Annotated in this window: 9 protein-coding genes and 1 pseudogene; 7 read left to right on the forward strand and 3 right to left on the reverse strand. The window is 60.4% G+C overall.

Going from position 1 to position 12,657, the window contains the following annotated elements; translation table 11 throughout:
* Window positions 1-7 precede the first annotated feature (7 nt).
* From DWF00_RS29905 to DWF00_RS20690, 7 genes and pseudogenes are all read left to right on the forward strand, one after another.
* A pseudogene (locus DWF00_RS29905) lies at window positions 8-166 on the forward strand (transposase); the annotation flags it as partial.
* Window positions 167-465: 299 nt separating this feature from the next.
* A complete protein-coding gene (locus DWF00_RS20665) occupies window positions 466-2,835 on the forward strand; it encodes a CaiB/BaiF CoA-transferase family protein (RefSeq protein ID WP_114853070.1) in 2,370 nt (789 codons plus the stop codon).
* A 558-nt stretch (window positions 2,836-3,393) separates the two neighbouring features.
* A complete protein-coding gene (locus tag DWF00_RS20670) occupies window positions 3,394-4,716 on the forward strand; it encodes a Rieske 2Fe-2S domain-containing protein (RefSeq protein WP_114832457.1) in 1,323 nt (440 codons plus the stop codon).
* 184 nt (window positions 4,717-4,900) lie between these two features.
* On the forward strand, window positions 4,901-6,007 hold the full coding sequence (locus DWF00_RS20675; RefSeq protein ID WP_114832458.1) for a type 2 periplasmic-binding domain-containing protein: 1,107 nt from the start codon (window positions 4,901-4,903) through the stop codon (window positions 6,005-6,007).
* 207 nt (window positions 6,008-6,214) lie between these two features.
* Window positions 6,215-7,246 (forward strand): ABC transporter substrate-binding protein, encoded by a 1,032-nt coding sequence (locus DWF00_RS20680; protein WP_181832896.1) that lies wholly within the window; start codon window positions 6,215-6,217, stop codon window positions 7,244-7,246.
* 9 nt (window positions 7,247-7,255) lie between these two features.
* A complete protein-coding gene (locus tag DWF00_RS20685; protein ID WP_114832460.1) occupies window positions 7,256-9,028 on the forward strand; it encodes an ABC transporter permease in 1,773 nt (590 codons plus the stop codon).
* A 9-nt stretch (window positions 9,029-9,037) separates the two neighbouring features.
* On the forward strand, window positions 9,038-10,147 hold the full coding sequence (locus DWF00_RS20690) for an ABC transporter ATP-binding protein (protein WP_114832461.1): 1,110 nt from the start codon (window positions 9,038-9,040) through the stop codon (window positions 10,145-10,147).
* On the opposite strand, the gene DWF00_RS20695 is transcribed toward DWF00_RS20690, so the two are convergent.
* The 3 genes from DWF00_RS20695 to DWF00_RS20705 are packed head-to-tail and all read right to left on the reverse strand — an operon-like array spanning window position 10,140 to window position 12,497.
* Window positions 10,140-10,940: an IclR family transcriptional regulator domain-containing protein gene (locus DWF00_RS20695; protein WP_114832462.1), complete on the reverse strand. Its 801-nt coding sequence runs from the start codon at window positions 10,938-10,940 to the stop codon at window positions 10,140-10,142. The two genes, DWF00_RS20690 and DWF00_RS20695, sit on opposite strands and share 8 nt — an antisense overlap.
* On the reverse strand, window positions 10,940-12,172 hold the full coding sequence (locus DWF00_RS20700) for an NAD(P)/FAD-dependent oxidoreductase (protein ID WP_114832463.1): 1,233 nt from the start codon (window positions 12,170-12,172) through the stop codon (window positions 10,940-10,942). The genes DWF00_RS20695 and DWF00_RS20700 overlap by 1 nt, the downstream gene beginning before the upstream one ends.
* A gap of 1 nt (window position 12,173) precedes the next feature.
* Window positions 12,174-12,497, reverse strand: a complete 324-nt coding sequence (locus DWF00_RS20705; protein ID WP_114832464.1) for a 2Fe-2S iron-sulfur cluster-binding family protein — start codon at window positions 12,495-12,497, stop codon at window positions 12,174-12,176.
* Window positions 12,498-12,657 lie beyond the last annotated feature (160 nt).

Here is a 12,657-nt window from a genome sequence, read left to right on the forward strand (position 1 = left end):
CGCGCTCCAACAGCTGCCGAGGCGGTGGGTCGTCGAGCGCACCTTCGGCTGGATGACCCGGTGGAAGCGCCTCGTCCGAGACTGCGAACAGCGCCTCGACGTCTCCGCAGCCATGATCCACGTCGCCGTCGGAAGCCTCATGCTTCGGCGTATCGTCCATCCGTGAGCATTCTCAAAACGGACTCTTAGAGCCTCGATTTGCTCGAACTTGATTCTTGCGCTGTCAAAAATTATCCCACAAACTAAAAGATGAAACAAAAGTCCGCTATGCGGACAATTGGTGGGTCCCGACATGCCGGCCGATCATCAAGACAATCCAACGATGCTGGAAAGCTTCGCGCATTCATACGCGTTCCGCTCTTCACATCGTGTCCCTGAGGGACCGGGTGGCGATAGCGAGTGTGTTTTCTAGAGAATGAAGCCGCTCCACTTTCTTCAATTGCCACAGGAATTCATTTGTCGACCATGTCCGATCATGTCACCACGCCATCGCTTGCCCCGCTCGCCGGATTACGAGTGCTTGAACTAGGCGGCGACGTCTCGCTAGCTTTCGCCGCGCGCCTGCTGGCCGATCTGGGCGCCGAGGTGCTCAGGGCGGCTCCACCAGGAGGCGATGCGATACGCAATGCCGCCCCGCTGACGGTTGGCGGTAGCGGGCTGTTTACCTATCTCAACCATGGAAAAAAGGAGATATCCGCCGAGCCCGCCACACTTGCACGGCTGGCGCTGCAGGCCGACCTGCTTCTCTGGGCGCCGGAGGCTGAGGGAAGCGCGGCTTTTCGGACAGCTGTCCCCCGACAGGATGAGGCCGCGCGGCCACCGGTCATCGTTTTTACTGCGCAAGGGCTGACCGGGGCTAGGGCCGGCGCTCCCGGCAATGCCTTTACCGCTCAGCACGGCGGCGGCTTCGCATGGCATCAAGCATCTCCAGTGAGCGATCCCGAGGGGCAGCCGCCTCTCGGCTGCCCCGACCTTGAGGCTTCCATGCTGATTGGCCTGGTCGGCGCCAACGCGGCGATGACCGCGCTGGCCGAGCCGCGTGGCGAAACCCCGCCGTCATGGCTGGACATCTCGGCCGAGGACGTGTTCGCGTGGAACCTGGTCGATGCGCTGGCCGAATATCATGACGGCGTTTTGACGCCGGGCCGCCAACGCACGCCCGGCCGGGAGATCACAATTGCCGGCGGGCTGATCTGGCTTTTGCCCTGCGCCGACGGAACCATCGTCGTATCGCCTCGCGAGGACCACCAATGGGAGCGCTGGGTGGAGCTCATGGGAAACCCTGACTGGGCAAAGGATCCGAACCTATGCGGTACGCGCGCCGTACGGACGGCGCATGCTTCGGAGATCGGAAGGTATATGCGCGACTGGTCGGTCGGCGTGTCCGCCCGTCCGATTTTCGAGGCCGCGCAGGCCGCGCGCGTGGCCTGCTTCCCAGTCAGCACAGCCCGCGACCTGCTTGAGAACCGGCAGTTGGCGGCGCGCCATTTTTTCCGTTCCTGGGTGCTGCCGGATGGTGTGGCGGTGAAGATGCCGGGGTTGCCCTTCACAATGCGAAGCAGCGGTGGCGCTGCGTTGCTTCGCACCAGTCCGATCCAGCCTCCGGTGCCGGCGGACCCATGCTTCGCGACACCCCATCGAGATATAGTCGAACTACCGCGTGCGCGACGTCACGCTCCCCTGGCAGGCATAAGGGTGGTGGACTTCTCCTGGGTTGTCGCCGGGCCGATGGCTACCAAGATGCTCGGCGCGCTTGGGGCTGAGATCATCAAGATCGAATCCTCGCAGCGGGCCGAGTTCGCCATGCGCGGGGGCTGGTTCGCGGGCGTCAACAACAACAAGAGAAGCTGTACCATCGACATCACGACCGAGGAAGGTCGGGCGCTCGTACGCGGACTCGTGGCCAAAAGCGACATCGTCGTGGAGAACTTCTCCGCGCGTGTGCTGAGCAAGAACGGGCTCGCATACGAAGACCTGAAAGCGGTGCGGCCGGACATCGTCTACGTCTCCGCCTCCGGCCTGGGCCGTGAAGGCCCCGAGCGCGATCTGGTCGCTTACGGATCGCTGCTGCAGTGCTATAGCGGACGCGTCGGGCTGATCGGAAAAGCCAATCCCAAGCTAGAGGCGATGGGCGTGATGCCGGCATGGACAGACCCCATTACGTCGCTTTGGGAAAGCTTCGCCATTCTCGCCGCGCTTCGGCATCGCGCTGCCACGGGCGAAGGGGCCTACGTCGATCTCTCGATGCTGGAAGCCACGGTGGCATTGCTGCCGGACGCACTTCTGCATGTAGCCCTCGGACGGAACCCGCCGCGCGATGGCAGCGCCGAAGATCTTGGCGGCGCGCCGTCTGGACTGTTTCGGTGCGCCGGGGACGACGCATGGCTTGCGGTTTCGGTAAGCGGCGAGACATCTTGGCGAGGGCTTTGCAGGGCGCTCGGTCGAGCGGATTGGGCAGCCGACGCCGATATGGCATCGGCGGAGGGGCGGCGGAATGCGGCCGAAAGCCTGCGTGAGGATGTTGCTGCTTGGTGCCGTGTTCGCGACGCATTGGAGGCACAGGCGGCGCTTCGCTCGCATGGAGTGCCTGCCGCGAGGTCGCGGGGAATAGTCGATCTGGTCGAGGACGTGCAGTTGCGTCAGCGCGGAATCTATAGGCAACTCGCGAACGGTGCCTGGAGCATTGCCTTGCCTTGGATGGATACCGATGGCTGGCGGGGCAAACTAACGCCCATGCCGGAGTTAGGTGCTGACAACGAGTATGTGTTCGGAGAAATCCTGGGATTGAACCGCGAACGGATGGCGGCGCTTAAAGCCAGCGGCGCGATCCGGTAAGGAACGGAGTTCCTTCGTCCACAATTCGCGCGATAGGACACGTTCAGGGCAACTATTGAACGCAAGGGCGTAAACCGGCGGTGAACTCGAAACGTGTATTGTCGGCAACCGCTTACGCCCAGAATGGAACCCGCGTCGCAAAGACGGAGGCGCGCTTCGTGCTTCGGCGACGGCCGCTTATGGCACCTTGATAATCTTGGGAACAGCGGCGCGATGGGACGAAGGCGCAAGCAGCAAACTGAGATAACAAAGTTTCCCCGTTTCAGGCGTTCAGAGCCTCAAGAGAGCGCTTGCCGAGCGGCGTGACAGCGATTCGAACCGGCGCTTTCGCCGGATGAAATCCAAAGTGAAAAATATATAACAGAATAGATTAATTTGTTTTCGGGAGTGTTGCCCGTTTTTCTTATGGTATAACCTAACAGTATTTAGTATAGAACATATTTCAAAGAAAATTATTTCTTCCGCCGCAATAGACGTTGCAAAGTCCGCGAAGTTCATAGTACGCTCATTAGAACGAACAAAAGTTCGCTTAACGAACGCACCTTATAGGAGGACCGGATGATCTCTGCTCAGGACAGTGAACTGTTGACCCGTGTCGGCCCCGGTGCGGCGCTGGGCGAACTGATGCGACAATACTGGATACCTGCGTGCCTCTCGAGCGAACTGGAGAGCGACGGCGCTCCGGTTCGGATCATGTTGCTGGGCGAAAAACTGATCGCATTCCGCGACAGCGAGGGGCGAGTCGGCCTGATGGATCACAGGTGCCCACATCGTTGCGCCTCTCTTTTCTTCGGGCGCAACGAGGAAGGCGGTATCCGTTGTGCTTATCACGGCTGGAAATTCGGCGCCGACGGCCAGTGCCTCGACATGCCAAACGTGCCGCCGGACTACGAGTTTTCGCCCAGGGTGAAGGTGACGGCCTACCCGACGAAGGAAATGGGCGGTCTAGTCTGGACCTATATGGGCAAGCGCGAGAAGGCTCCGCCACCACCGGCCATCGAGGTTCTGTCGCTGCCGTTGGAGGATCTACAGATTCGCTGCCATATGCGGGAATGCAATTGGCTGCAGTCGCTGGAAGGCGACATCGACACCTCGCATTTCGGGTTCCTTCATGTGGGCACCGTGGATGCCGACGACGTCGATGAAGACAACATGCACCGCTGGGGTCTGTTGGATCGCGCCCCGATGTACAAGGTCAAGGATACCGACTGGGGCACGATGTACGCCGCATACAGGCCGGCTGACGCGGGGCAGCTTTATTATCGCTTTGCCCACTTCATGTTCCCCTGCTTTGCAATGCCGCCGGACGGCAACATCGAGGACATGATCCAGACGACACTTAATGTACCGATGGATGACGAGCATACCATGGTCTACAATCTGGCCTGGAAGCGCCGCACACCGTCTATGCGCAAGCTCAAGGACGGCAGCCCCATTCCCGGCGCCTCCGTCAACCTGAACTATATGCCGCGGACTGACGATTGGTTCGGCCGCTGGCGTCTGGTCGCCCGCAAGGACAATGACTACCAGATCAATCGCGAGATGCAGCAGAACGACGTCTCCTATACGGGGATCGAGGGTGTCGGCGTGCAGGATCAGGCGATGGTCGAGAGCATGGGGCCGATCGTCGACCGCACGCTGGAGCACCTGGCGCCCAGTGACCGGATGATATCGGCCACGCGGCGCCGGATCATAGCGGCTGCGCGGGCTTTCCAGTCGGACGGTTCGTTGCCGGCGACCGTGGAAAACCCCGAAGTTACCCGCCGAGCGCGCGGCGGCTCGATCATCGCCGACGAGCGTATCGATTGGCTCGACGTCTACGCCCAGGGGTTGGGCAACGCAAAAAGTCCAGCGAACTTCCTCAGCAGCGCCGCCGAATAGGGAGCACCGGACGGGTTGGCTGCCGCTGCCCAATGGCTACTAGAGCATCGGACCGAAAAGTGGAATCCGGTTTTCGGAAGAATCCGATGCAATAACAAAAGGCTAGATCGCCACATTGCGTCCGATGGGACGCACGGCGATCTAGACGGCATCTTATCGAGCACACGAATTCTGGGAGGAAGGGATGTTCGATTGCAACAATGGCGCCGCGTCCTCGGCGTACCAGGGATCTGGCCGTGTCTCGCGCCGCGCCGTTTTGGCCGGCGGTACGGCCAGCCTTCTCGCTGCGGCCACTGCAAGCCGCGTGAAGGCTGCAGCCGAAGAGCTTTTCTCGAAACCGCTCTCGCCGTTGCTTGCCGAGCTTTACGAACGCGCGAAACCCGAGAGTCAGGTCACCATCTGGGCGGCCGGAACCGGCAATCTTTTCTGGCTCGACGGCACGTTCGTTAAGCGCTTTCCGGCAATTAAGCTCAACTCGCTGGGCGCCCGCGATGTCGGCACCCGCATCATCGCTGAGAGCCGGGCAGGCAGAAACGTGGCCGACGTCTGGAGTCATTCTCTCGGCGGATCGCTGCAAGTCCAGGAGCGTGGGATCTTCGACAAGGTGGACTGGGCCAGCCTCGGCGTGAATCCGAACGATCTCCTGTTCGACGGCAAAGGCGCGCCACAGCACAATTTCGTCTACACGCCGATCTTTTTGAACTCTCGTCTCGCCGAAACGGATCGGCCCCGCAAATGGACCGATCTGACGGAAAATCCCTTCTGGCACAACAAGATGGTTTCCAGCACGTTCCATCTGCCGCGCGTCTCGGCCTTTCTCGCGCTTGAATGGGGCGAGGAGCGCACCATCGAATGGCTGCGAATGATGCTGGAAAAGCAGAAGACCCTGATCACCACCGGCGAAGGCACGGATTTTCTGACGTCAGGCGAGCGTATCCTCGCACCAGGCGAAAGCACCGGCACCGCCTTCCGGTTTACGCGCAACGGCTTGGAAATGGGCCACCAGGTGATGGACATTGTCCCGGCGACCCAATTCGTCCTGTGCAAGCCTAAGGCGGCGCCGCATCCGAACGCGGCTAACCTTCTTCTTGCCTGGCTGCTTTCCCCGGAAGGAAAGGAACTGAACGAGACTGTCGCCGGCTGGTCGGACATTCGCTCAAATTCCGCTTCCCCGCTGCGGCGTGAAATCGCCGCCGCCGGCTCGAAGATCCTCTTCGAGGACACCGACACGATGCAGAAGCGCGCGGACTACTACAAGAATTTCTCGGACGTCGTTCGCGGCCTCAGGTAGTCCACACGACCGCTGCGGTCGTGGGCGGTTGTATTGCGCGGGATGGACGGTAGTCCCGTTCAGAAAGGAGACCAAGTCGTCACGTCTTCACGGCATGTAGTAGCTGCTTTCCGCTGGATGGCTTGCTAAAATAAAAAAGAAACGCGTTATTGGGAGGAAGTAATGTCAAAAATACGCGCTTCCAGCAAGGTGGAGGCCTCGAGATCTATGACAATTTCCAGGCGTGCGGCATTGTTGGGCGGTGCGGCGAGCGTACTGGCTACGACGACGGGCCGCCAGGCCGTGGCTCAAACCGCGCTCTCGCCGCAACTGGCGGAACTCTACGAACGCGCAAAGCCGGAAGGCGAGGTCTCTATTTGGGGGCCAAGCGCCACCACCATAGGATGGATTCCCGATATCTTCGCCGAACGCTTTCGGGACATCAAGGTAAGCTTCGTCGGCAGCGAACAGGCGGCTGCGAGGTTCATCACGGAATCGCGTGCGAATCGCCATACCGCCGATCTCTGGTTCTATTCGCTCGGCGCAACCCTCGACATCCAAAGCCGTGGACTTTTGCAGAAGCACGACTGGGCAAGCCTCGGCGCCAAGCCGGAGGGCATCTTCTTCGGCGGCGAGGTCGTGGCTATGAACAACCACGTTTCCACGCCCATCTTCTCACGCAGCCTGGTCAAGGACGATGACGTGCCCCGGCAGTACGAGGCGCTGCTTGACCCGAGATGGAAAGACAACATGGTCGCGAGCAGTTTTTTGCTGCCGCGCATGGCGGCCTATCTCGCCATTGAATGGGGCCTTCAACGCACTCAAAAATGGATGCGGGCCTTGATCGATGACAACCGCACGATGATCACGACCGCGCCGGTCAGCGACCTGTTGTTTTCCGGCGAGAGGCGCCTCGCGATCTCGGAAAGTGTCGGCGCTGCGCGGCGTATGAACAATGCAGGCCGCAATGTTGGCTACAGGCTGATGGAAATCGTGCCTTGCACGCAGTTCACTCTCGCGGTCACCAAGAATACGCCACACCCGAATGCGGCACGCTTCCTTGCAGCCTGGCTGATGACGTCGGAAGCCAAGACGCTGTTCTCCGAGCGCGCAGGTCTTTCCGACGTCCGGACAGACCCGAATTCCCCGTTGTCCAGGGAAATTCAGGCGGCGAGGCTAAAACCTGTCTTCGAGGACGTCAATACCATGGACCAAAGGGCGGATTATTATCGACAATTGTCGGCGATCGCGAAGGGATAGCAACAGGCAATGTCTGAGCAGATGACGACAGCTTCAACGGTCGGAATTCCGAATGCCGGCGGCACGCCAAAGCGCCGCCGGGGTGATGAAATAGGCATGGCTGGCAAGCTCATCCTTGCCGGAGCGGCCGTTGTCGCCATTTACCTCATATCGGTGCCGCTCATCTTCCTGCTGGGTACCGCTTTCCGAGGCCCCGCCGATTTTCTGCCCTTCGAGCCCGGCTCCAGGTGGACGCTGGACAATCTCTGGGATGTATACCTCGACCCGGCGCTTTATAGGAGCATCCTGCCCAACACGGCGATATTTGCCGCCGGGTCCGTAACGATTACCTTCGTCATCGCATTTACGCTGGCATGGCTGGTCGAACGTACCGATCTGCCGTTTCGCTCGGCCATTTTCACTGCGATCCTATTTCCCTTGCTCGTTCCGACTGTGGTGTTGGCCATTGCCTGGACGCTGCTCTGCGCTCCTAACGCCGGCTGGGTTAACGTGGCCATTCGCGGCCTTTTCGGCGTGCAAGGTCCGGGCCCGATCAACATCTTTACCATGCCGGGACTCATCATTTGCCAAGGCATTGCCTCGACGCCCTTTGTCTTCCTGTTGCTTTGCGCCGCCCTGCGCACCATGAATCCGTCGCTGGAGGAAGCGAGCAACACGTCGGGTGCCTCTCCGATCGTCACTTTCTTCAAAATTACGCTGCCGGTGCTGCGTCCCGGAATCCTTGCTCCCCTGATCCTTGCCACACTGCTGACGCTGGAACAGTTCGATCTGCCGCTGATCATCGGCTTCCCCGCGAGGGTCAACGTGTTCACGACGCGCCTGTTTTTCGACCTCAATGCCGAGGATCAGCTACCTAAATACGGGAGCGCAGCGGCGGTGGCGCTGTTGTTCCTTGTCATCGCCATTCTGCTGCTGGCGCTTTACAATTACATGGTCCGGCGCGCCGAACGCTACGTCACCATGACGGGCAAAGGATATCGTCCAACCCGGCTCAAGCTCGGACGATGGCGGGCGCCGGCATTGGTATTTGTCGGTGCCTATCTGACCTTCGCCGCTGTGCTGCCAGCACTGGTTCTGCTTTGGACGAGCCTGACCGGCGGTGTTACATGGAGCGAGGCGACGCTTAGCTGGACCGCCTACGAGAAATTGACCTCGGATCCGCGCTTCTGGAAGGCTGTGGTCAACACCTTTATCGTCGCCGCTTGCAGCGCGGGTATTGCAACGCTCGTCGGCGCACTGATCTCCTGGCAGATCCTGCGGACGCGCTTCATCGGCCGCAATCTGCTCGACTTCATCAGCTTCCTGTCGATCGGCATTCCGTCCGTCATCGCCGGTTTCGCGGTGATGCTCCTGTATCTTTCCCTTCCGATCGGCGTCTACGGCACGATCTGGATCCTTGTACTCGCTTATTCCTACCGGATCGCCGTCACGACCCGCTTGTCGCGCGCCGCGCTCATGCAGATCCATGCCGAGTTGGAGGAGGCTTCCTCCATCTCCGGTGCGGGCTGGCTGGATACGATCCGCCGCATCGTCTTGCCGCTGATGACACCCGCGCTTCTCTCCAGCTTCCTGCTGCTCTTCATGGTCGGCTTCCGGGAATTCACCATTCCCATGATGCTGCAATCCGACGACAACTGGGTGCTCAGTGTCGTTATGTGGCGACTGCAGAACGACCGCCAGACGGGCGAAGCTGCGGCGGTCGGGACGCTAATTGTGCTGTTCGTCATTCCCATCATCTTCCTGATGCGTCGCTACCTGCTGGCGCAGCAGAACAACGATTGAAACGGGCCAATGCTGAAAGTTAAAAGTCTCCACAAAACCTATCAGGGTCCGGACGGCAGCTTTCATGCCGTCAGGGGCGTAAGCTTCGAAATACCTCAGGGCGGCTTCTTCACCCTGCTCGGACCGTCGGGTTGCGGCAAGACGACGACCTTGCGTTGCATCGCGGGCCTCGAGGATGCGGACGGCGGCAGTATTACGATCGGCGAACAGTTGGTTGCCGACCCCACGAACGGGGTGCACATGCCAGCCTTCCGCCGCAATATCGGGATGGTGTTCCAATCCTATGCGATATGGCCACATATGGACGTGTTTTCGAACGTCGCCTATCCCCTGCGCGTAGCCCGCCCGCGGCCGTCCCACGACGAGATCGAGACGAGCGTGATGGAAGCGCTGAAATTGGTGGGAATGGAAAGCCTAGCGAAGCGCTCCGCTACCAAGCTGTCCGGCGGGCAGCAGCAGCGCATCGCTTTCGCCCGGGCACTTGTTCGCCAGCCGCAATTGCTGCTGCTCGACGAACCCCTGTCGAATCTCGACGCCAAGTTGCGGGAGCAAATGCGCTTTGAATTACAAGAGCTGGTGGCACGTACCGGTGTGACCACGCTCTATGTCACGCACGACCAGGCGGAAGCACTGGCCATGTCGGACCAAGTTGCCGTCATGTCGGGTGGGCAAATCGTGCAGAGCGGAGATCCGCGCGCGGTCTATGAGCGTCCTCAGGATGCCCAGGTTGCGGACTTCCTCGGTATAGCCAACTTCATGCCTGGCCGCATCTCCGCATTGGGTGATTCAAAAAGTCTCTCTGTGAAGTTGGACGGCTCGATAGGCGTTTTGCGCTTGCCGGACTTGAATAGCTTCGCGCCGGAAACCGCCGTGCGTGTGGTATTCCGCCCGGAAGACGTGGTCATGAGGACCGCCGCCGCCGATGATACCGTCGAAGGCAGAATTGAGCGCATCAACTTTCAGGGTACGGTCAGCGAGTGTCACGTGCGGGCTGGAGAGACACTTGTGCGCATGCTCATCCACCCCTCGGTGCGGGTCCAGCGCGGTGACCAGATATGGCTGGCTGTCGATCCGACGCGTTGCGTCGTCTTCCCGGCGGAGAGCGTGGCGCTCAGATAAGCTCGCGCTGAAGCCGGGCGCTTTCGCGCCGAAGAATGTCGATGCTGCGGTCCATGAGATCGGGGCTGCTTTCGCAATGCTCGATCCGCAGCGATATGCACAGCGTCCCAACCGTAGAGCCGTCGCGGCGCTGCAGCGGGAAAGCGACAGCGCGATAGCCGATGACGGATTCCTGGTTGCTGATGCAATATCCTTCAGCGCGGCACTTCAGAATGATCTCCCGCAGCTTTCCGCGATCGAGGATCGTATGTCGCGTGAAAGCTTGGGGGTGCAGATCCTTGAGGAAAGCCTCCAGCGTGTCATCGGAAAGAGCGGCCAGGAGCACCCGGCCGGCGGCGGTGGCAAAGGCAGGATGCCGCAATCCGATATTGGTCGTCAGCCGCTCCGCGCTACGCGGGGACGCATGGGCAACGGTTACGACATGCCGGCCGTCAAGCACACCGACGAAACACGACTCTCTGAACAACCGGCTGATCCTCTCGCAGAGCGGCTGAAGCAATGTCGTTACGGGATCCGAACCGAGGAAGGCGCCGGCAAGAGTCAGGACATGGGATGTGAGGCGGAATACCCGCCCATCCGTCTCGACGTACCCAAGCGTGTCAAGCGTGCGCAGCAGGCGACTCGTGCTGGCCTTCGGCAGATTGGCCGCACGCGAGACCTCGCTCAGCGTCATGGGGCGTCGCTCGATTCCGAAGGCCAGGATCACGTTCAGTCCACGGGCGAGACTTTCGACGAAATCCTGTTGCCCGCTTTCCGCGCGGCGCGCGGCATCCTCGCTGCGCAACCGCGGCATTAAATATTGCCCAGACGCGAAGCAAGATCAAAATTCGTATCCCCCGCCTCTCCGGATGTGACGGACGAATTCGCTGCTAGAAGTTTTCGGGCCATGATGTGATCGGCGGGACGGTTTATCGAATCTACACCTGATAGCTTACCATCCCTGAAATAAAAGATCGAGAAGCGTCCGCTATCCGGATCGCCCCGGACTACATGCTCGTCTTCCTTCCGCGGAAGGCCCGTCATCTGCAACTTCATGTCATACTGGTCGGACCAGAACCAAGGGACGGCATGATAAGCTACCGGACGTCCTCCCAAGGCCATGCCAACCACTTTCGCATGATCCTGGGCGTGCTGCACCGACTCCAGCCGGATCATCTGCCCTCCCGCATAGGGGTTTGGATGGCGGGCACACTCGCCGGCCGCGAAGATGGCGGGATCGCTGGTGCGGCCGAACGCATCAACCAGAATGCCGTCATTGCAAGCCAGGCCAGCAGCCTCGGCCAGTTCAACGCGGGGAGTGATTCCAATGCCCACAATTACGGTGTCGGCAGGATAGCGCGTGCCGTCGCGGGTTATGACAGCACGTATACGCCCCCCCGCATTGCCTTCCAGGCGCTCGGCGATGGCCCCGAACGCCAGCCGGACTCCGGCTCGCTGATGTGCGGCTTCGACGTAGCGGGCGAGCGCGGGCATGCCGCCTCGCGCAAGCACTCCCGCCTGCGCCTCCAGCACCGTGACGCATCGTCCGGGCGCAGAAAGGGCTGAGGCGACCTCCAGTCCCACGAAGCCGGCACCGATAACGACGATATTTTCTGAATCCGCCACGATTGAACGGAGTTCGGTCGCATCTTCTATTGTCCTAAGGGTGATAACGCCCTTCAAGCCCGCCCCGGCAACTGGTAGCCGGCGTGCCTGGGATCCCGTCGCCAATACGAGAACATCATGAGAGAAAGCGCGTCCGTCCGCCGCAATGGTTCGCCGTTCCTTGCGGTCAATTAATATTACACGGCTATCGAGATGGAGCTCGATCGCATTTTCCCGCAGGAAGGCATCGCTCTTCAGCTGCAGAGCGGCAGCCACGGCCTTGCCTGTGAGCATGCCCTTGGAAAGGGGTGGCCGCTGGTAAGGGGCCGAGCGTTCCTCGCTGAGGATCCTGATGGGTTCGGCATAACCTGCGGCGCGCGCGGCCGCGGCGGTATTGATCGCGGCATAGCAGCCACCAACGATTGTCAGGCCCTCGGCCATGTCAGAACTGCCGGTCGGGGATGGTAACTATCAGGCCGTCCAGATCCGGAGTCATCGATATCTGGCAACTCAGCCGGCTGCTGTCCCGCCGTTCCGCTGCAGCTCCAGAGAGCATTTCGTCTTCCATCGCGTCAGCTGCTGGAAGGCGCTCGATAAACGCCGGATCGACATAGATGTGGCAGGTGGCGCAGGAGCAGCAGCCACCGCATTCTGCGTCTATTCCGTGCACGTTACCTTGGACGGCCCCCACCATGAGACTCGTGCCGGAGGCAATATCGATGTGTCGTTCTCTACCATTCGGCTCGATGAAGATGACTTCAGGCATTTGAGCGCTTCCAAAAATGATTGTCCGCATAGCGGACTATTGTCCGATAATAGCAAGTTAGAAGCTCTCTCTGCAAGTCGGACGAGCGTCGTGGGGCCAACGGAAAAAGGCCTGTGGGCAGGCCCTTCCAGATGCTTGTATCATACCAGGCGGAAACCAT

The organism is Allobosea caraganae (assembly GCF_003351345.1).
Classification (GTDB): Bacteria; Pseudomonadota; Alphaproteobacteria; order Rhizobiales; family Beijerinckiaceae; genus Allobosea; species Allobosea caraganae.

Coding starts and splice junctions, on each gene's coding strand:
- DWF00_RS20695 (WP_114832462.1), bottom strand. CDS start 10,940: ATGCCGCGGTTGCGCAGCGAGGATGCCGCGCGCCGCGCGGAAAGCGGG.
- DWF00_RS20690 (WP_114832461.1), top strand. CDS start 9,038: ATGCTGAAAGTTAAAAGTCTCCACAAAACCTATCAGGGTCCGGACGGC.
- DWF00_RS20700 (WP_114832463.1), bottom strand. CDS start 12,172: ATGGCCGAGGGCCTGACAATCGTTGGTGGCTGCTATGCCGCGATCAAT.
- DWF00_RS20675 (WP_114832458.1), top strand. CDS start 4,901: ATGTTCGATTGCAACAATGGCGCCGCGTCCTCGGCGTACCAGGGATCT.
- DWF00_RS20670 (WP_114832457.1), top strand. CDS start 3,394: ATGATCTCTGCTCAGGACAGTGAACTGTTGACCCGTGTCGGCCCCGGT.
- DWF00_RS20680 (WP_181832896.1), top strand. CDS start 6,215: ATGACAATTTCCAGGCGTGCGGCATTGTTGGGCGGTGCGGCGAGCGTA.
- DWF00_RS20685 (WP_114832460.1), top strand. CDS start 7,256: ATGTCTGAGCAGATGACGACAGCTTCAACGGTCGGAATTCCGAATGCC.
- DWF00_RS20705 (WP_114832464.1), bottom strand. CDS start 12,497: ATGCCTGAAGTCATCTTCATCGAGCCGAATGGTAGAGAACGACACATC.
- DWF00_RS20665 (WP_114853070.1), top strand. CDS start 466: ATGTCCGATCATGTCACCACGCCATCGCTTGCCCCGCTCGCCGGATTA.